The sequence below is a fragment of the Serratia sp. 2C06 genome, from assembly GCF_050037615.1.
Taxonomy (GTDB): domain Bacteria; phylum Pseudomonadota; class Gammaproteobacteria; order Enterobacterales; family Enterobacteriaceae; genus Serratia; species Serratia ureilytica.
This window is the reverse complement of the sequence record NZ_CP188299.1, coordinates 317,230-334,228: the sequence shown is the minus strand read 5'-3', so window position 1 is coordinate 334,228 and position 16,999 is coordinate 317,230. Positions and strand designations below refer to the sequence as shown.

19 protein-coding genes and 1 tRNA gene are annotated in these 16,999 nt (G+C 59.5%); 7 read left to right on the top strand and 13 right to left on the bottom strand.

Annotated features, from left to right (window positions below):
* Positions 1-2: 2 nt before the first annotated feature.
* Together ACP3TA_RS02005 and ACP3TA_RS02000 are read right to left on the bottom strand one after the other, a co-directional pair.
* On the bottom strand, positions 3-575 hold the full coding sequence (locus tag ACP3TA_RS02005; RefSeq protein ID WP_033644660.1) for a sorbitol dehydrogenase family protein: 573 nt from the start codon (positions 573-575) through the stop codon (positions 3-5).
* Between the two features lie 977 nt (positions 576-1,552).
* Positions 1,553-1,628 (bottom strand) — tRNA-Phe (locus ACP3TA_RS02000).
* Between the two features lie 702 nt (positions 1,629-2,330).
* Here ACP3TA_RS02000 and speF point away from each other — a divergent pair.
* Positions 2,331-4,496, top strand: a complete 2,166-nt coding sequence (speF, locus tag ACP3TA_RS01995) for an ornithine decarboxylase SpeF (protein ID WP_163966516.1) — start codon at positions 2,331-2,333, stop codon at positions 4,494-4,496.
* A gap of 48 nt (positions 4,497-4,544) precedes the next feature.
* Here speF and mltC read toward each other — a convergent pair whose 3' ends face one another.
* The 3 genes from mltC to mutY all read right to left on the bottom strand — a co-directional run bounded on the left by mltC (position 4,545) and on the right by mutY (position 7,054).
* Positions 4,545-5,621 carry a membrane-bound lytic murein transglycosylase MltC gene (gene mltC, locus ACP3TA_RS01990; RefSeq protein ID WP_033644661.1) on the bottom strand — a complete coding sequence of 359 codons (1,077 nt, stop codon included), beginning with the start codon at positions 5,619-5,621 and terminating at the stop codon, positions 4,545-4,547.
* Positions 5,622-5,684: 63 nt separating this feature from the next.
* Complete coding sequence (locus tag ACP3TA_RS01985; RefSeq protein WP_004937404.1) at positions 5,685-5,957, bottom strand: oxidative damage protection protein; 273 nt, start codon at positions 5,955-5,957, stop codon at positions 5,685-5,687.
* Complete coding sequence (gene mutY, locus ACP3TA_RS01980) at positions 5,954-7,054, bottom strand: A/G-specific adenine glycosylase (protein WP_089197427.1); 1,101 nt, start codon at positions 7,052-7,054, stop codon at positions 5,954-5,956. Before mutY ends, ACP3TA_RS01985 begins: the two co-directional genes overlap by 4 nt.
* Positions 7,055-7,229: 175 nt before the next feature.
* Here mutY and trmB point away from each other — a divergent pair, with 175 nt between their 5' ends.
* The 5 genes from trmB (at position 7,230) to ACP3TA_RS01955 (ending at position 10,702) form a co-directional block, all read left to right on the top strand.
* The gene (trmB, locus tag ACP3TA_RS01975; RefSeq protein ID WP_004937410.1) at positions 7,230-7,949 is read left to right on the top strand and encodes a tRNA (guanosine(46)-N7)-methyltransferase TrmB; all 720 of its coding nucleotides are present in this window, start codon (positions 7,230-7,232) and stop codon (positions 7,947-7,949) included.
* Positions 7,949-8,275: a YggL family protein gene (locus ACP3TA_RS01970; protein ID WP_004937412.1), complete on the top strand. Its 327-nt coding sequence runs from the start codon at positions 7,949-7,951 to the stop codon at positions 8,273-8,275. Before trmB ends, ACP3TA_RS01970 begins: the two co-directional genes overlap by 1 nt.
* Positions 8,276-8,490: 215 nt before the next feature.
* Positions 8,491-9,414: a glutaminase B gene (glsB, locus tag ACP3TA_RS01965; RefSeq protein WP_046688541.1), complete on the top strand. Its 924-nt coding sequence runs from the start codon at positions 8,491-8,493 to the stop codon at positions 9,412-9,414.
* 30 nt (positions 9,415-9,444) lie between these two features.
* A complete protein-coding gene (locus tag ACP3TA_RS01960; protein WP_046687803.1) occupies positions 9,445-10,167 on the top strand; it encodes a DUF2884 domain-containing protein in 723 nt (240 codons plus the stop codon).
* A 100-nt stretch (positions 10,168-10,267) separates the two neighbouring features.
* Positions 10,268-10,702, top strand: coding sequence for a DUF29 domain-containing protein (locus tag ACP3TA_RS01955; RefSeq protein ID WP_016930094.1), 435 nt, complete (start codon positions 10,268-10,270; stop codon positions 10,700-10,702).
* A 37-nt stretch (positions 10,703-10,739) separates the two neighbouring features.
* Here ACP3TA_RS01955 and hemW read toward each other — a convergent pair whose 3' ends face one another.
* From hemW to ACP3TA_RS01925, 6 genes are read right to left on the bottom strand one after another with little or no spacing between them, the layout of a single operon-like run.
* Positions 10,740-11,882 carry a radical SAM family heme chaperone HemW gene (gene hemW / locus ACP3TA_RS01950; protein ID WP_033644669.1) on the bottom strand — a complete coding sequence of 381 codons (1,143 nt, stop codon included), beginning with the start codon at positions 11,880-11,882 and terminating at the stop codon, positions 10,740-10,742.
* Positions 11,875-12,468: an XTP/dITP diphosphatase gene (locus ACP3TA_RS01945; protein WP_089197426.1), complete on the bottom strand. Its 594-nt coding sequence runs from the start codon at positions 12,466-12,468 to the stop codon at positions 11,875-11,877. The genes hemW and ACP3TA_RS01945 overlap by 8 nt, the downstream gene beginning before the upstream one ends.
* Before the next feature lie 17 nt (positions 12,469-12,485).
* Positions 12,486-12,776, bottom strand: a complete 291-nt coding sequence (gene yggU, locus ACP3TA_RS01940; RefSeq protein ID WP_004948014.1) for a DUF167 family protein YggU — start codon at positions 12,774-12,776, stop codon at positions 12,486-12,488.
* Complete coding sequence (locus tag ACP3TA_RS01935; protein WP_033644671.1) at positions 12,773-13,327, bottom strand: YggT family protein; 555 nt, start codon at positions 13,325-13,327, stop codon at positions 12,773-12,775. Before ACP3TA_RS01935 ends, yggU begins: the two co-directional genes overlap by 4 nt.
* A gap of 31 nt (positions 13,328-13,358) precedes the next feature.
* Positions 13,359-14,180: a pyrroline-5-carboxylate reductase gene (gene proC / locus ACP3TA_RS01930; RefSeq protein WP_089197425.1), complete on the bottom strand. Its 822-nt coding sequence runs from the start codon at positions 14,178-14,180 to the stop codon at positions 13,359-13,361.
* 19 nt (positions 14,181-14,199) lie between these two features.
* Positions 14,200-14,907, bottom strand: a complete 708-nt coding sequence (locus ACP3TA_RS01925) for a YggS family pyridoxal phosphate-dependent enzyme (protein WP_089197424.1) — start codon at positions 14,905-14,907, stop codon at positions 14,200-14,202.
* A 20-nt stretch (positions 14,908-14,927) separates the two neighbouring features.
* Between ACP3TA_RS01925 and ACP3TA_RS01920 the strand changes: the two genes are divergently transcribed.
* Entirely contained in the window at positions 14,928-15,950 is a 1,023-nt protein-coding gene (locus tag ACP3TA_RS01920) for a type IV pilus twitching motility protein PilT (protein ID WP_089197423.1), read from the top strand.
* Here the strand turns inward: ACP3TA_RS01920 and ruvX are convergent.
* Complete coding sequence (ruvX, locus tag ACP3TA_RS01915) at positions 15,947-16,369, bottom strand: Holliday junction resolvase RuvX (protein ID WP_015379046.1); 423 nt, start codon at positions 16,367-16,369, stop codon at positions 15,947-15,949. The two genes, ACP3TA_RS01920 and ruvX, sit on opposite strands and share 4 nt — an antisense overlap.
* Positions 16,369-16,932 (bottom strand): YqgE/AlgH family protein, encoded by a 564-nt coding sequence (locus ACP3TA_RS01910; RefSeq protein WP_004937452.1) that lies wholly within the window; start codon positions 16,930-16,932, stop codon positions 16,369-16,371. Before ACP3TA_RS01910 ends, ruvX begins: the two co-directional genes overlap by 1 nt.
* Positions 16,933-16,999 lie beyond the last annotated feature (67 nt).

The following is a 16,999-nucleotide window of genomic DNA, read 5'->3' as shown; positions in this document are numbered from 1 at the left end:
ATTCAGCTCTCAGAGGGCAGTAAGGCGTTAACCTCAGGTGGGGCGACGGTCCACCAAAGCGGGCCGTTGCCGCAATAGGTGGGCACAATCAAGGCGTCTTTAACCGGGCGATACATCAGGGCATCTTTATAAGCGATGAGACTGGCGTTTGCCCCCTGGCCCACGGTACCGGTATACCAGGCGGTGACGATGGCCGAGACCAATGCCGAGAGCCCCAGTTGGCCGGCGATTTGCTGAAGTTGCCGGGCGCTTTGTCCGGCCTTCACGCGTGCGCTTAATCGCTCAACCTGTGATGAGAATTGCGGGTTTGCGAGGCTCAACGCAGTGAAAATACGAGCCGAAAGGCCAGGGTCAATATCCTGACGTTCTGTCAATTGCAGGGAGAGCGCGAAGAAACGGGCAAAAAGCAGGGGGTTTTGCGCGGCGGTATGCTGTTCCGCCAGCGTGAGGAATGGGGCGCCGGCCAATGCGGTGGCGACAAGCGTTGACGCCAGGCCGAGCAAGACATTTCTGCGGCTGACGCCCTTGCCATGTTGATCCGGCTGTTCGCCATTGTCTGATAAACCATATTCCATATGTTTTTTCTCAACGGGTGTTTAATGCCAGAGCCAAAAAAGGCCAAAATATCAGTGGGTGAGCAGGCTAAATTAAGCGTTCTATTACGGTGATATGACGATCTTCACCGATGTGATGTTTTAAGAACGCCTGTCGGTAAATTAGCAGCGGCAACGGACGGTATTTATCAAAAAATCACAAGGTGAGTGCCGACCGCATTTTTGGTTTATTTTTAATAACGGCAGGGGATTATGTGATGGGGCTCTGTTTAATTGATTGTTATTTAATGTTTTTATCGGTTTGTGGCTGTGGGTTTTTATCAGGCGCAGAATGAAAACATTAATGGTATCCCGTGTTTGCGTATTAATTCAAATGACGGCGAAAATAAGGAGGGTTGGGTTATGGCGCAAATGGAAATAATACAGTGCCGTAAACACAGGGCAGGGGGCGAGCATCAATTAAGACTGCGAATATAAAGGCCGAGATTTAGGTTAAAGAGATAGGAACAGGAGCACTTCTGCTCGGTATTCAAGGTCTCAGCGCTGGCGCCGCGTTGAACAGCGCTTTAGAGCTGGCCCGTAGGGTGAGGCCCTTGGCCGAATAATCGAACGCAGTTCGATGGAGAGTCCGTACCCCAGAAAGCGAAAAACCCAGCCATAGGCTGGGTTCTCTAAATATGGTGCCAGGACTCGGACAACCGGCGCTGGCGCCGCGTTGAACAGCGCTTTAGCGCTGGCCCGTAGGGTGAGGCCCTTGGCCGAATAATCGAACGCAGTTCGATGGAGAGTCCTGTCCCTGCAAAGCAAAAACCCAGCCATAGGCTGGGTTCTCTGAATAGGGCGACCGGACTCGGACAACCGGCGCTGGCGCCGCGTTGAACAGCGCTTTAGCGCTGGCCCGCAGGGTGAGGCCTTTGGCCGAATAATCGAACGCAGTTCGATGGAGAGTCCGTATCTCAGAAAGCGAAAAACCCGCCATAGGCGGGTTCTTCTAAATATGGTGCCCGGACTCGGAATCGAACCAAGGACACGGGGATTTTCAATCCCCTGCTCTACCGACTGAGCTATCCGGGCAACGGGGCGCATTAAACCGTATTGGCCGGATGGCGTCAATCGCTTTCTGTCACAAAGCCGATCGGTTGCTCTATTTTCAGGCAGCGAACCCGAAGCGCTAGAGCCTGTGGCGATATCGCCACCCAATAAATATGCATAAAAAACGTGTATTTATACCACTTTGTCAATATTGTTTTTTATTTTTGTTGTTAAATAACAATACATTACCTTTGCATTAACGCAGGCTCAACCCAGGTGATTCTCGCTTGAACCTCGTAACGAATCATGCAATCATTGCGCAAATTTTAGCACTCTCCGTTCCCTGACGGTGTTCCCGCTTCTTATAAGTCAGAGGGTTATTGGCATGACTGGTTTTGTCGCTCAAGCGCTGTCGCGCACCAGACCTCTGACGCCACCGTTCCGTCTTTGCTTGCTCCGAACGCCATCCGTCCGAATACGCCTGCCGATCATGCGGTAAGGCCGCCTGATGCTCGCTGTTAGGCATGCGTAAAGCCAGCGCTGCGGCCCTGATTTTACTGATGCCTGTCGGACGCTGCCATGATCAGTTCCCCCGATAGCCGCCTGATGATCCCCGATCATGAGCTGGTCACGTACGCCGCTTATGCTGCCGTGCCCGGGCATCGCTTTTACCGGGATAACCGCGTTATCTCATTACCGTGCCGATGGCACACCCTCATCCTTCACCGTTTGAGAGTCAGCATGATGAAAGAATTGAAAATCGCGACCAGCGCCAGCCTGGTCGCCACCATTGAGACGCTGCGCCAGATCGTGCGCGTAGAGCAGACGGACTACACCGACGTGGCGGCGGTAGTGGTATCGGTCGCCGACGTGAACGCCGGTATTCTGGCGCGCTTGCAGGCGACAGGATTCGACATTCCGACCTTCGTGGCGGTGGAAGGGGATGAGCATCTCTCGCCGGACTATCTGCCGTTTGTCAGTGGGGTTTTCGCGCTGCTGGCCGGCGCCAGCAAGCCGTTCTACATGGCGCAGTTGGAGGCCGCCGCCGACGCCTACGAGCAGGCGCTGTTGCCGCCGTTCTTCAAAACGCTGAAGACCTACGTCGAGATGGAGAATTCGACCTTCGCCTGCCCAGGGCACCAGGGCGGCGAGTTCTTCCGCAAACACCCGGCCGGCCGGCAGTTCTTCGATTTCTACGGTGAAACCCTGTTCCGTTCCGATATGTGCAACGCCGACGTCAAGCTGGGCGATCTGCTGATCCACGAAGGCTCGGCCAAGGATGCGCAAAAGCATGCGGCGCGGGTGTTCAACGCCGATAAAACCTACTTTGTGCTCAACGGCACCTCGGCGGCCAACAAGGTGGTGACCAACGCGCTGCTGACCCGCGGCGATCTGGTACTGTTCGATCGCAACAACCACAAATCCAACCACCACGGGGCGCTGATCCAGGCCGGCGCCACGCCGGTCTATCTGGAAACCGCCCGCAACCCGTTCGGCTTTATCGGCGGCATCGATGCGCGCTGCTTCGACGAGCGCTACCTGCGCGAGCAGATCCGCGAGGTGGCGCCGGAGAAGGCCACGGCGGCGCGGCCGTTCCGGCTGGCGATCATTCAGCTTGGCACCTACGACGGCACGATTTACAACGCTCGCCAGGTGATCGACACCATCGGCCACCTATGCGATTACATCCTGTTCGACTCCGCCTGGGTGGGCTACGAAGGTTTTATCCCGATGCTGAAAGAGTGTTCGCCGCTGCTGCTTGAGCTGGACGAGCACGATCCGGGCATCTTCGTCACCCAGTCGGTACATAAACAGCAGGCGGGGTTCTCGCAGACGTCGCAGATCCATAAGAAAGACGACCATATCAAAGGGCAAAAGCGCCACTGCAACCATAAGCATCTGAACAATGCGTTCATGCTGCATGCGTCGACCAGCCCGTTCTATCCGCTGTTCGCCGCGCTGGACGTCAACGCCAAGATGCACGCCGGCCCCGCCGGGCGCCGCATGTGGATGGACTGCGTCAAGCTGGGCATCGAGACGCGCAAACAGCTGCTCACGCGCTGCTCGCAGCTGAAGCCGTTTATTCCGCTGCAGGTGGCGGGCAAGGACTGGCAGGATTACGATACCGATCTGATCGCCAACGACGCGCGCTTCTTCACCTTCGTACCGGGGGAGACGTGGCACGGCTTCGAAGGTTACGCCCAGGATCAGTATTTGGTCGATCCGTGCAAGCTGCTGCTGACCACGCCGGGGATTGACGCCGCGACCGGCCAATACACCGAGTTCGGCGTGCCGGCCACCATTCTGGCCAACTTCCTACGCGAGAACGGCATCGTGCCGGAGAAGTGCGATCTCAACTCGATCCTGTTCCTGCTGACCCCGGCGGAGAACCCGGCCAAGATGGAACAGCTGGTGGAGATGCTGGCGCAGTTCGAACGCTATGTCGAAGAGGATGCGCCGCTGAGCGTGGTGCTGCCGACGGTGTACCGCAAGAACGAGCAGCGTTACCGCGGCTACAGCATTCGCCGGCTGTGCCAGGAGATGCACGATCTGTACGTCAGCTTTGACGTTAAGCAGCTGCAAAAGGAGATGTTCCGTCAGGATCATTTCCCGCCGGTGGTGATGAACCCGCAGGACGCCAACGTGGAGTTTATCCGCGACAACGTCGAGCTGGTGCCGATCGGCCAGGCGGAAGGGCGCATCGCGGCGGAAGGGGCCCTGCCGTATCCGCCGGGCGTGCTGTGCGTGGTGCCGGGCGAAGTGTGGGGCGGCGCGGTGCAGCGCTACTTCCTAGCGCTCGAGGAGGGCATCAACCGCCTGCCGGGCTTCTCGCCGGAGCTGCAGGGGGTCTACATCGAGAAAAAAGATCACGGCTGGAAGCGCATCTTCGGCTATATGATCAAGCCATGAAAAAAGGGCCGGTTCGCACCGGCCCTTCTTCTATCCACGCGGGAAGCGCTACTTTCTGCGGTAGCTCTTCTGCGCGGTATTCACTTTCACCAGATAGCGGCGCGACTCGGCTGCCGGGTGCTTGGTGGTCAGCGTTTGGTACACGTCGCCCGGCTGCATGCCGTTGATGATGCCCACCGCGCGCGTTCTGTCGCTGGAGAACACCCGCAGCACGCTGCCGGCGCCGCCGTTGTAAGCGGTGATCACCGCATAGCGGCGCGAGGTCGGGTTCTGAATGCCGCCCAGGTAGTTGTTCTGCAGGATCGCCAGGTAGGCGGTGCCGGTATCGATGTTGTTCTCCGGATCGAACAGGTAGCTGCGGCTCGGGGTGCCCCATTTACCGCGCATCTGGAACACATCCTTACCGGCGGTGTGCTGCACCACCTGCATCAGGCCCAGCGCGTCCGAACCGCTCACCGCATACGGGTTGAAGCTCGATTCGGTCTGCATGATAGCCAGGATCAGCGACTCGTCCACGCCATATTTTTCCGACGCCTTGCGCACCATCGGCAGATATTTATGCGCACGTTTGTCCAGGTGGTTCGGCACCAGTTGGATGGTGACCGAGTAGATGACGTGCAGGCCGGAGGTGCGTTTTTGCAGCTTGGTCTGCAGCAGGTAATCGGCGAAGTGCGCCGCGCGCCATTCCCAGCGGATCGGCGCCCCTTTGTTATCCAGCACCTGGCCGTACAGGAACGGCTCTTTGCTGATCTGGATATCGTTGGCGTCGGAATAGAGGTCGATCGAACCCGGATCGTCACCCATCAGCAGCGTGCTGATGATCGCCTGGCGCAGGTGCGCGGCCGGATCGGTGGTGGCGATGGTCTCGACGGTGATGGCGCCGGTGTCGAAGTTGATGTGGCTGCGGGTTTGGTATTGGTCGGTGTACTTGACGTAGTCTTTCGGCCCGGCGATCAGAACTTCGTTCAGACCCCAGATGTTCTCGATGTTGTGAGCGAATTGGCCCATCAGAATGTCGAAGCCGTTGGTGTCTTTGATCCAGGCTTCGTTGATTTCTTCACTTTTTTTGCCGGAACAGGAGATCAGCAAAGGCGCTATTACGAGCAAAGCTAAAATTTTCTTCATCTTAAAGCCGTTTGGAAGAAGTATAAGAGGATTGAAGCGGGCCAGCGCCTGGCCCCAACAGCGTTATTCGCTCGGCGGCGTATAGCCTTCGATGTGCACGTCGTGCCCTTCGAACAGGAATTTGATCATTTCCTCTTCCAGCAGTTTGCGGTCATCCACGTTCATCATGTTCAGCTTCTTCTCGTTGATCAGCATGGTCTGCTTCTTCATCCACTCGCCCCAGGCTTCCTTGGAGATCTCGTTGTAGATGCGCTTGCCGACGTCGCCGGGATAAAGCTGGAAGTCCTGGCCTTCGGCGTCGCGTTGAAGGAAAGTACAAAAAATGGTGCGGCTCATGCTAATTCCTCATCGATGGCGCTATCGCCATATAAGTTTTGTTGGATCGGGGGCTGCTTCGCCAGCTGTTGCAACAGGCGGTCCACCGGCGCTGCCAGCCCGACCGACGGCGGCTGCGCTAAGTTATACCAGAGACCCGCGCCCTCATCCATGCCGCTGCCCGCCGCGTCGAGCGACAGCCACATCGGCACGATATCGAGATGGAAATGGCTGAACGTGTGGCGAAACGCGGTCAGCTGTTCCAGGCGCTTGCCTTTCAGACCACGCTGCTGCAGCCAGAGTTCCAAATCCACGCGCGCGCTGAACTGCGGGAAGCAGAACAGGCCGCCCCACAGGCCCACCGCCGGGCGCTGCTCCAGCCACACGCGGTCGCCGTGCTGCAGCAATAAGAAGTAGGCGGTTTTTTCCGGCAGGGTCTGCTTGGGCTTCTTGCCGGGGTAGTTGGCCCAGCTGTGGTTGGCGTAAGACAGGCAGCCGACGTTGAGCGGGCAGAGCTCACACTTGGGCTTGGAGCGGGTGCAGACCATGGCGCCCAGATCCATCATCGCCTGGTTGAACTGGCCGACGCCCTGGGCCGGGGTGACTTCTTCGCTGATTTTCCACAGCCGGTTTTCGACCTCTTTTTTGCCCGGCCAGCCTTCCACCGCGTAGCAGCGGGCCAGCACGCGCTTCACGTTGCCGTCGAGGATCGGATAGTGCTGGCCCAGCGCCAACGATAGCACCGCGCCGGCGGTGGAGCGGCCGACGCCCGGTAAATCGGCGATTTCTGCGAAGGTTGTCGGGAACTCGCCGCCGTGCTGTGCGACAATGGTCTGCGCCGCTTTGTGCAGGTTGCGGGCGCGGGCGTAATAGCCGAGGCCGGTCCACAGATGCAGCACTTCGTCCAGCGGGCCCTCCGCCAGCGCGCGCACGTTGGGAAAACGGGCCATAAAGCGCTGAAAATAAGGAATGACGGTGGCAACCTGGGTCTGTTGCAACATCACTTCGGAGAGCCATACTTGATAGGCGGTTTTCTCCAGCTGCCATGGCAGGGTTTTGCGGCCGTAGCGCTGGTACCAGTCAAGCACCACCTGTGCGAATTGTTGTGCTTGCATCATGAAGAGTCGTTATCCGGCAGAAAATGAAGCGAGATTGCAGCATAGAGTCATGATGCTGTAAACCGGAACTTTCCGACGCCGCACGGCGGGTACAGAAGATGAACACTTGCTAAACCAATGTATCTTTGCATAATGCGCGTTTCCCTAATTGGCAGCCAAACAGACAGAAAGCACTATGATTAATGACGTCATCTCCCCGGAATTTGATGAGAACGGCCGCGCGATGCGCCGTATCCGCAGTTTTGTCCGCCGCCAGGGGCGGCTGACCAAAGGCCAGCAGCACGCGCTGGAGAACTATTGGCCGGTGATGGGCGTGGAGTATCAGGCTGACGCTGTCGATCTCGCCGCGCTGTTCGGCCGCGAAGCGCCGACGGTGCTGGAGATCGGTTTTGGCATGGGCGCCTCGCTGGTGACCATGGCGGGCAACAACCCGCAGCAGAACTTTTTAGGGATCGAAGTACACTCGCCGGGCGTGGGCGCCTGCCTGGCCGACGCCCATGAGGCGAAGCTGAGCAACCTGCGCGTAATGTGCCACGATGCGGTTGAAGTGCTGGAAAACATGATCCCGGACGGCTCGCTGGACATGGTGCAGCTGTTCTTCCCCGATCCGTGGCACAAGGCGCGCCACAACAAGCGCCGCATCGTGCAAACGCCGTTTGTCGAACTGGTGCTGCGCAAGCTGAAGACCGGCGGCGTCTTCCACATGGCCACCGATTGGCAACCTTATGCGGAACATATGTTAGAGGTTATGAACGGGGTCGCAGGCTACCGTAATCTTTCCAGCGATAATGATTATGTGCCGCGTCCGGATTCGCGCCCACTGACGAAATTTGAATTACGCGGCCAGCGCCTGGGACATGGCGTTTGGGACTTGATGTTTGAGAGGAAAGAATAATGGCTAAGAACCGCAGTCGTCGTTTACGTAAAAAGTTGCACATTGAAGAATTTCAGGAGTTGGGTTTCTCCGTAGCCTGGCGCTTCGCCGAAGGCACGTCGGTGGAAGATATCGACAGCACGCTGGATACCTTCATCGATGAAGTGATCGAGCCGAACGGTCTGGCGTTTGACGGCAGCGGCTACCTGCAGTGGGAAGGTTTGATCTGCCTGCAGAAGATCGGCCACTGCACCGACGAGCATCGCGAACTGGTGAAAAACTGGCTGGAAGCGCGCAAACTGACCGACGTTAAGGTCAGCGATCTGTTCGATATCTGGTGGGATTGATCGCGCTTGCCCGATGAGCGCGGCTTCGCGCCGCTTATTTCCCCCTAAATAATTGGATTCGCATCACGGCGGCAAGAGGGTGAGTCCCCAGGAGCTTACTTCAGTAAGTGACTGGGGTGAGCGCTCGCAGCCAACACAGATGCGGATTCAAGTATGACGGGGATGGATTTAAGGTGCCTTAACGGCGCCTTTGTTTTGCCTGGAGTGTGACCGAGGTGGTAACAACATTGGATAACGCGTTGCTGGAAGAGATCCTGCAACAGGTGCGCCCGCTGATTGGCCAGGGAAAAGTGGCCGACTACATCCCGGCGTTGGCGGAAGTGCCCGCCGATCGGCTGGCGCTCGCCGTGTGTACGGTGGATGGCGAACTGTTCCAGGCCGGCGACGCCGCGGAGCGCTTCTCCATCCAGTCGATCTCCAAAGTGCTGAGTCTGACGCTGGCGCTGACGCGCTATCAGGAGCATGAGATCTGGCGGCGCGTCGGCAAAGAGCCTTCCGGCCTGCCGTTCAATTCGCTGCTGCAGCTGGAGATGGAGCAGGGCAAACCGCGCAATCCGTTTATCAACCCCGGCGCGCTGGTGGTGTGCGACATGCTGCAAACCCGGCTCAGCGCCCCCAAACAGCGCATGCTGGAGGTGGTGCGCCAGCTGGCCGGCGAAGACGACCTGGCCTATGACCTGCGGGTGGCGCGCTCCGAGTTCGAACACTCCGATCGCAATGCGGCCATCGCCTATCTGATGAAGTCGTTCGGCAACTTCGAGAACGACGTGATCACCGTGCTGCAAACCTATTTCCACTACTGTGCGCTGCGCATGAGCTGCGTGGAGCTGGCGCGCAGCTTCGTCTATCTGGCCAATCACGGCCGCGATCTCAACGGCGAGACGGTGATCAGCCCGCTGCAGGCCCGGCAGATCAACGCCCTGATGATGACCAGCGGCATGTACGACGGCGCCGGCGAATTCGCCTATCGGGTGGGGATGCCGGGCAAGTCCGGCGTGGGCGGCGGCATCGTGGCCATCGTGCCGGGCGAATTGTCGATCGTCGTCTGGTCGCCGGAGCTGGATGCTTCCGGCAACTCGCTGGCGGGAACTGCGGCGCTGGAACTGTTGTCTCAACGTATCGGTCGTTCGATTTTTTAATCCCAATCTGGATGGGAGTCAGGAGAAGCTATGTTGAAGAAAACCGGGTTAGCCTTACTGCTGCTGGCGGCGACTGCCGCGCAGGCCCACGCCGAGTACCAATGCAGCGTTAAACCCCAGGACGATGTGATCATCAGCCCGCAGAGCGTGCAGGTGAAAGGCGCCAGCGGCGACCTGCAAATTTCGCCGGATGGTGACGTGATCCGCAACGGTCAGGCGCTGAGCCTGAGCGACAGCCAGCGGCAGAAAGCCTTCAGTTACCAGAGCGCGCTGCGCAAGCAGCTGCCGTGGATCGACGACGGCGCGCAGAAACACCTGGAGAAAGCCCGCGCAGCGCTGGATAAGGTGATCGTCAAAGAGCTGGGCAGCAACAGCAACGTGCGCAACCGGCTGACCACCCTGAATGGCCAGCTGAAACAGCAGATGAACCGCATCATCGAGCACCGCAGCGACGGCCTGACCTTCCACCACAAGGCGATTGACCAAGTGGAACAGGATGGCCGCAACATCGTGCAGCAGAGCATGGGCGGCGTGCTGCAGGACAGCCTGAACGAGATGGGCGTCAAACAGGCCGCCAACAGCGGCGGCAACCCGCTGCAGGCGATCATGGGCAATTTGGGCGGCTTGCAGAAGGCGATCCAGAACGAATGGAACAACCAGGAACAGGACTTCCAGAACTTCGGTCATGACGTGTGCAACCGCGTCACCGCACTGGAAACCCAGCGCAAGGATCTGCTTAACGCGTTGAAGTGATTTAAGAATCTTCTTGGTAGACCGTTTTTTGACCTTCTGAAGCTTATCTGACAGACTGATCAAACTACGTACAGATTTATGGATGTTTACGGAGGACGCTATGAGCCATACACGTTACGAAACCGATGTTGTTGCCTGGGCAAATGAACAGGCCGCTCTTTTGCGCTCCGGAAAATTGTCTGAGATCGATATTGAAAAGATCGCCGAGGAGATTGAGGACGTGGGGAAGAGCGAGCAAAGGGAACTTGCTAGCCGGATGACGGTGCTGATTGCACATTTGCTTAAATGGAAATATCAGCCGGCCAGGCGCGGAACCAGCTGGGAAAGAACGATTAAAGCGCAGCGCAAAGAGGTGCTTTACAGCTTGAAAGAGTCGCCCAGCCTAAAAGGTAAACTGAGCGATGCCGATTGGCTGGATGTCGTCTGGTCGAAGGCCGTTGCGCTCGCCACGGCCGAAACCGGGCTGGATGTGTATCCGGAAAACGGCATCTGGGAAACTCAGCAGATTCTGTCTCAGACGTTTTACCCGGATTAACACCAATAAAAAAGCGCTGATCATTCAGCGCTTTTTTTTACTCGTCGTCCGCCAGGAACAGTTCCAGCAGCGAGTTGAGGAACAGTTTGCCCTTCTCGGTGATCTGCCAGTGCTCCGCGGTTTCTTCCAGATAGCCTTTGGCCAGCGCTTCGTCCAGCTGCGGGCGAATGACGCTTTCCGTCAGCCCGGTGTAGTTGGCGAAGTCGGCGCGCGGCGCGGCTTCCAGCAAGCGGAAGCGGTTCATGAAGAATTCGAACGGCCGATCCGCCGCCGCCACCTCATGCTGCTTGTCCATGTAGTCGCCGCGCATAAAGCCGCGCGGGTGCTTGGTCTTGGCGGTGCGCAGGATGCGTCCGTCGCTGAAGGTCACCTTGCCGTGCGCGCCGCAGCCGATCCCCAGATAGTCGCCGAAGCGCCAGTAGTTGAGATTGTGCTGGCATTGGTAGCCCGGCTTGGCGTAGGCCGAGGTTTCATACTGCTGATAGCCGGCGGCGCTCAGCAACTGGTGGCCGCGCTCGAAGATGTCCCACAGCGCATCGTCGTCCGGCAAAACCGGCGGGCGCGAGCTGAACAGGGTGTTCGGCTCGATGGTCAGCTGATACCACGACAGGTGCGGCGGATTGAGGGCGATAGCCTGGCGCAGATCGTCCAGCGCCTCTTCCAGCGACTGATCCGGCAGGCCGTGCATCAGATCGAGGTTGAAGCTGCGCAGGCCGAGGCCGGTCGCCAGCGTCGCCGCGCGTTTGGCTTCTTCCGGGCCGTGGATGCGCCCCAGACGGTTCAGCTTCTCGGCACTGAAGCTTTGCACCCCGATGGAGATGCGGTTGACGCCGGCGCGCTGGTAGCCGCTGAAGCGATCGGCCTCCACGGTGCCGGGATTGGCTTCCATGGTGATTTCGGCGTCGTCGGCGACGCGAATGCGCGCCCGCACGCCGTCCAGCAAGGCTTGCATCGCCTCGGCGCTCAGCAGGCTGGGGGTGCCGCCGCCGATAAAGATAGTGCTGATTTCCCGGCCGCCGGCCAGCGGCAGGTCGGCATCCAGATCCGCCAACAGATGATCGACATACTCCTGATGCGGCACGTCACCCTTTAGCGCATGGGAGTTGAAGTCGCAGTACGGGCATTTCTGCACGCACCACGGGATGTGGATGTAGAGACTCAGCGGGGGCAGCTTAAGCATTGCGCATGGCTTCCAACATCAGCTTCAGCGCCTTGCCGCGGTGCGAAATCGCCCGCTTCTCGTCGCGGCTCAGCTCGGCGGCGGTGCGGCCCAGCTCCGGCACGTAAAAGATAGGATCGTAACCGAAACCGCCTTCACCGGCGGCCTGTTCGGTGATTTCACCGGCCCAGCTGCCGTGAAACACCAGCGGCGTCGGATCTTGCGCATGGCGCAGATAGACCAGCACGCAGTGAAATTGCGCGCCGCGCTGGCCCGGCGCCACGTCTTTCATCGCCGCCAGCAGCTTGTCGAGGTTCTGCCGATCGTCGGCGTCTTCACCGGCGTAGCGCGCGGAGTAGATGCCCGGCGCGCCGCCCAGCGCATCTACCGCCAGACCGGAGTCGTCGGCGATCGCCGGCAGGCCGGTGACCTGTGCCGCATGGCGCGCTTTCAGAATGGCGTTTTCGATAAACGTCAGGCCGGTTTCTTCGGCGGACTCCACGCCCAGATCGGTTTGCGCGACCACGTCCAGGCCGAAATCGGCCAACAGGTCGGCAAGTTCGCGCACTTTGCCCGGGTTACCGGTGGCAAGAACGACTTTTTGCATAATGACTACCTTGAAAATTATTCGATGAGCGCCGCGACCACGGCGGGGATCTGTTGCGGATTCACGATGCGTAACTGTTTATGCCGCCCCAGTTCGCCTTTCTCGATGGTGACGTTGCTTTTCGCCACTTTGAACTGCTTGGCGATAAACTTGATCAAATGGGCGTTGGCTTGACCGTCGACCGGCGGGGCGGTGATGGCGACTTTCAGCTCGTCGCCATGCAAGCCGATAATTTGGTCGCGGCTGGCTTTCGGCTGAATATATAGCCTGATCGCCAGCCCGTCCAGCACGGGAGTGACTGCACTCACAGCAGGAACCAGATCTCGCCGAACACATCCATGCCCAGGTAGTTGATCAGATAGAGGATCAGGATCACTACCATGGCGGAAAAATCGATGCCGCCCATCGCCGGGATGATGCGACGGATCGGCGCCATCAACGGTTCGGTCAGTTGGTACATCACGTAGTCGATCGGGCTGCGGCCCTGGCTTACCCAGCTCATCAGCGCACGAATGATCATCACCCAGAAGATCAGGTAGCCGGCGGACTTGACCAGCGAGATCAGGCCGAACAGCAGGTTATACGGGCTGAGCGACAGCGCGTGGCTTTGTATCAGCAGCAGCAGCGGGTACTTGATGGTCATCAGCAGGAACGCCAGCAGCAGCGAAGCGCTGTCGATAGGCCCAAGCGCTGGGATGATGCGGCGCAGCGGGCCGACCACCGGTTGGGTGATCTTCACCACAAACTGCGAGAACGGGTTGTAAAAATCGGTGCGCGTCCATTGCATCCAAATGCGCAGCAACAGCACCATCACGTACAGATCAATAACGGTCTTGACCAGGAAAGTCAGCGTTAGCATGAAGTGGTCCTTCTCCTTAACTCGGGGTTATTTAAAATAATTTTTCCATTTCTTGCGCACGGGAAACGGCGGCCTGCATCGCTTGCGCCACGGTTTCCGGCAGTTGGCGTTCGTTGAACACCCGCAGCGCTTCGGCGGTGGTGCCGCCTTTGGAGGTCACCTGCTCGCGCAGCGTGCCCAGCGGCGTATCCGGGTTGGCTTCAACCAGCGCGGCGGCGCCGGTAGCGGCCTGCTGCACCAGATCGCGCGCGGTCTGGCTGTCGAAGCCCATGCGTTCGGCTTCTTTTTGCATCGCTTCCATAAACAGGAAGAAATAAGCCGGGGCGCTGCCCGCGGCGGCGATCACGCCGTTGATGCCATTTTCGTCATCTACCCAGCAAACTTTACCGACCGAGGCCATTAAATCGCCGGTGTAGTCGCGATCCTGTTGGCTGACCTGCGCCGGCGCGTACAGCCCGCTCATGCCCTTGCCGACCAGCGACGGGGTGTTGGGCATGATGCGCACGATGTCCAGTTGGTCGCCGAGCAACTGATAGAAACGGCTGACCTGAATGCCGGCGGCGATCGACAGCACCAGTTTGCCGCCGAAATCGACCTGTTCGTGCAGCGGCTGACACACGTCGGCCATCATTTGCGGTTTGACCGCCAGCACCACGACGTCGGCTTCACGCGCGCAGGCGACGTTGTCGCCGCTGCTGACGATGCCGTAGTCCGCCGCCAACGCGTCACGGTTTTTCGGCGACGGGGCGCAGACGCTGATGGATTTGGCTGGATAGCCGCCCGCGACCAGGCCGGCGATGATTGCACGCGCCATGTTGCCGGCGCCGATAAAGGTAATCTTGCGATGTTGCATCAAATCCCTCGTCTGTTTGTCAGGCCTGCGAGTAGTCGCGGGCGCCAAAAATTGCGGTGCCGATGCGCACCAGGGTGCTGCCTGCGGCGATCGCCGCCGCCATGTCGTCCGTCATGCCCATCGACAGCGTATCGGCCTGCGGATAACGCTGACGCAGGGCGAGAAATGCGTCGTTCATCCGGCTGAATACCGCCAACTGCCGCTGATAATCCGTTTCCGGCGCCGGGATGGCCATCAGGCCGCGCAGCGCCAGATTCGGCAGCGCCGCGATCGCGTCGGCCAACGCCGGCAGTTCGTTCAACGCGATGCCGGATTTGCTCTGCTCATCGCTGATGTTGATTTGAATCAGCACGTTGAGCGGCGGCATGTCGGCCGGGCGCTGATCGCTCAGACGCTGGGCGATGCGCAGCCGATCCACGGTATGACACCAGGCGAAATGTTCCGCCACCAGCCGACTCTTATTGGATTGCAGCGGGCCGATAAAGTGCCACACCAACTCACCGCCCTGCGACGACTCGGCGAAATGCCGGATCTTGTCTACCCCTTCCTGCACGTAGTTCTCGCCGAAGGCGCGCTGGCCGGCGGCGATGGCTTCTTCGATCGCCGCCACAGGTTTGGTTTTGCTGACTGCAAGCAGAGCAACGTCTTCCGGCGTCCGCGCGCAGTTTTGCGCGGCGGCCGCGATGCGGTTTCTGACATCCTGCAGGTTCTGTTGGATAGTGCTCATTATTGACCCGGGAGAGTGATATGGATATCGATGAATTCGTGGCCCTTAGTGTAAAGCATAATGCTTCCGATCTGCACCTTTGTGCCGGTCATCCGCCGATGTTGCGCATCGACGGTGAACTGCAGCCGCTGGCGGCGGCACAAACGCTGACGGCGCAAGGCGCGCAGGCCCTCTGCGATGGATTGCTGAATGCGCAGCAGCGCGAGAGCCTGCGGCGGCTGGGGCAGGTCGATCTGGCGTTGCACAGGCCGAGCGGGGAGCGGTTGCGCGCCAACGTTTTTCAACAAAGCGCGGGGATTTCTCTCGCGTTGCGGCGTATCGCCGGGCAATCGCCTTCGCTTGCCGAGCTGGCGGCGCCGGCCATCGTCCCGGCGCTGCTGCGGCGCGCCGACGGATTGATCCTGGTCACCGGCGCCACCGGCAGCGGCAAGTCCACCACGCTGGCGGCGATGATCGACGAGATCAACCGGCACCAGCAGCGGCATATTTTGACGCTGGAAGATCCGATCGAGTTCCTGCACCGCAGCCGGCGATCGCTGATCCAGCAGCGGGAGATCGGCCGCGACAGCCACAGCTTCGATGCGGCGTTGCGCGCCGCGCTGCGCGAAGATCCGGATGTGATCCTGCTGGGCGAGCTGCGCGATACCGCCACCATCCGGCTGGCGCTCACTGCGACGGAGACCGGCCACCTGGTGCTGGCGACGCTGCATACCCGCAGCGCGCCGCAGGCGGTAGAACGGCTGGTGGACGTGTTTCCGGCGGAAGAGAAACCCTACGTGCGCGCCCAGCTGGCGGGCAGCCTGCAAGCGGTGATCGCGCAAAAGCTGATGAGGCGCCCCGGCGGCGGACGAGTGGCGATCTTTGAAGTGCTGACGGCGACGGCGGCGGTCAGCAACCTGATCCGTGAAGGGAAAACGCATCAGTTGGCAAGCGTGTTGCAAACCGGCGCGCAGTCCGGCATGCAAACCTTTGAGCAAGGTTTGCAGCAGCGGATCGACGCCGGTGTGTTGGGGGACTGCGCGGGGGAGGGAACGGGCGTTTAGCCCAGCTGCCGTTCGAACCAGCTTTCGAGGATAACCACCGCGGAGGCGGAATCCACGCTGCCTTTATCAAGCGCGCGGAAGCCGCCGCGATCGAACAGGTTGGCGCGCGCCTCCACGGTGCTCAGACGCTCGTCATGCAGATCGATCTGGATGCCGAAGCGGCCGTGCAGGCGGTTGGCGAACTTGCGCGCCTGGGCGGTAACGGGCTGTTCGGTGCCGTCCATGTTCAGCGGTAGGCCGACCACCACCAAATCCGGCTGCCACTCCTTCAGCAGTTTTTCGATTTTCAGCCAGTCCGGCGAACCGTCCTGCGCTTTGAAAGCCGGCAGGGCGCGGGCGCTGCCGGTCAACTCCTGGCCGACGGCCGCGCCGATGCTTTTGGTGCCAAAGTCGAAGGCGATAATGGTGCGGTTACTCATCAGGCGTGTCCTGCGTGGTTGGCGATGCTGCGAATGTCGATACCCAAAAGGTTCCCCGCCTCGCGCCAGCGGCTGGCGATCGGCGTGCGGAACAAAATGTCGGTGTTGGCTTCGATGGTCAGCCAGGCGTTTTCCAATACTTCCTGCTCCAACTGGCCCTTTTCCCAACCCGCATAACCCAGCGCCACCAGCACGTCGTCCGGTTGCTCCGGCGTGCCGAGCGTTTCCAGCACGTCTTTCGAGGTGGTGATCATGGTGTTGGGGGAAATTTGAATGCTGGCGCCAAAGCCGTGGCGCGGCGTATGCAGGATAAATCCGCGATCGTCCGCCAGGGGGCCGCCGGCGAACACCGGCTTGTCCAGGCTGATGGCCGGATCGCGCGCAGGCGGCATGATCTTCAGCTTGCTCAGCACCGTGGCTACCGTGAACTGCTCCACCGGTTTATTGATCACCAAACCCATGGCGCCTTCTTCATTGTGCTCGCAAATGTAAATCACCGAGCGCTTGAAGCGAGGATCCTGCAGCGTTGGCATGGCGATCAGAAAATGGTGCTGTAAATTCATGGCGTTAGTATAAGGTAATCAATGGGTGAGAAAATAAACAGCCGCCAGTATGCGGCTATACCCGCCG

Excerpts from the sequence above, each read along its gene's own strand:
- ACP3TA_RS02005 (WP_033644660.1), bottom strand. The coding sequence starts at position 575 with ATGGAATATGGTTTATCAGACAATGGCGAACAGCCGGATCAACATGGC.
- speF (WP_163966516.1), top strand. The coding sequence starts at position 2,331 with ATGAAAGAATTGAAAATCGCGACCAGCGCCAGCCTGGTCGCCACCATT.
- mltC (WP_033644661.1), bottom strand. The coding sequence starts at position 5,621 with ATGAAGAAAATTTTAGCTTTGCTCGTAATAGCGCCTTTGCTGATCTCC.
- ACP3TA_RS01985 (WP_004937404.1), bottom strand. The coding sequence starts at position 5,957 with ATGAGCCGCACCATTTTTTGTACTTTCCTTCAACGCGACGCCGAAGGC.
- mutY (WP_089197427.1), bottom strand. The coding sequence starts at position 7,054 with ATGATGCAAGCACAACAATTCGCACAGGTGGTGCTTGACTGGTACCAG.
- trmB (WP_004937410.1), top strand. The coding sequence starts at position 7,230 with ATGATTAATGACGTCATCTCCCCGGAATTTGATGAGAACGGCCGCGCG.
- ACP3TA_RS01970 (WP_004937412.1), top strand. The coding sequence starts at position 7,949 with ATGGCTAAGAACCGCAGTCGTCGTTTACGTAAAAAGTTGCACATTGAA.
- ACP3TA_RS01960 (WP_046687803.1), top strand. The coding sequence starts at position 9,445 with ATGTTGAAGAAAACCGGGTTAGCCTTACTGCTGCTGGCGGCGACTGCC.
- ACP3TA_RS01955 (WP_016930094.1), top strand. The coding sequence starts at position 10,268 with ATGAGCCATACACGTTACGAAACCGATGTTGTTGCCTGGGCAAATGAA.
- hemW (WP_033644669.1), bottom strand. The coding sequence starts at position 11,882 with ATGCTTAAGCTGCCCCCGCTGAGTCTCTACATCCACATCCCGTGGTGC.
- ACP3TA_RS01945 (WP_089197426.1), bottom strand. The coding sequence starts at position 12,468 with ATGCAAAAAGTCGTTCTTGCCACCGGTAACCCGGGCAAAGTGCGCGAA.
- ACP3TA_RS01935 (WP_033644671.1), bottom strand. The coding sequence starts at position 13,327 with ATGCTAACGCTGACTTTCCTGGTCAAGACCGTTATTGATCTGTACGTG.
- proC (WP_089197425.1), bottom strand. The coding sequence starts at position 14,180 with ATGCAACATCGCAAGATTACCTTTATCGGCGCCGGCAACATGGCGCGT.
- ACP3TA_RS01925 (WP_089197424.1), bottom strand. The coding sequence starts at position 14,907 with ATGAGCACTATCCAACAGAACCTGCAGGATGTCAGAAACCGCATCGCG.
- ACP3TA_RS01920 (WP_089197423.1), top strand. The coding sequence starts at position 14,928 with ATGGATATCGATGAATTCGTGGCCCTTAGTGTAAAGCATAATGCTTCC.
- ruvX (WP_015379046.1), bottom strand. The coding sequence starts at position 16,369 with ATGAGTAACCGCACCATTATCGCCTTCGACTTTGGCACCAAAAGCATC.
- ACP3TA_RS01910 (WP_004937452.1), bottom strand. The coding sequence starts at position 16,932 with ATGAATTTACAGCACCATTTTCTGATCGCCATGCCAACGCTGCAGGAT.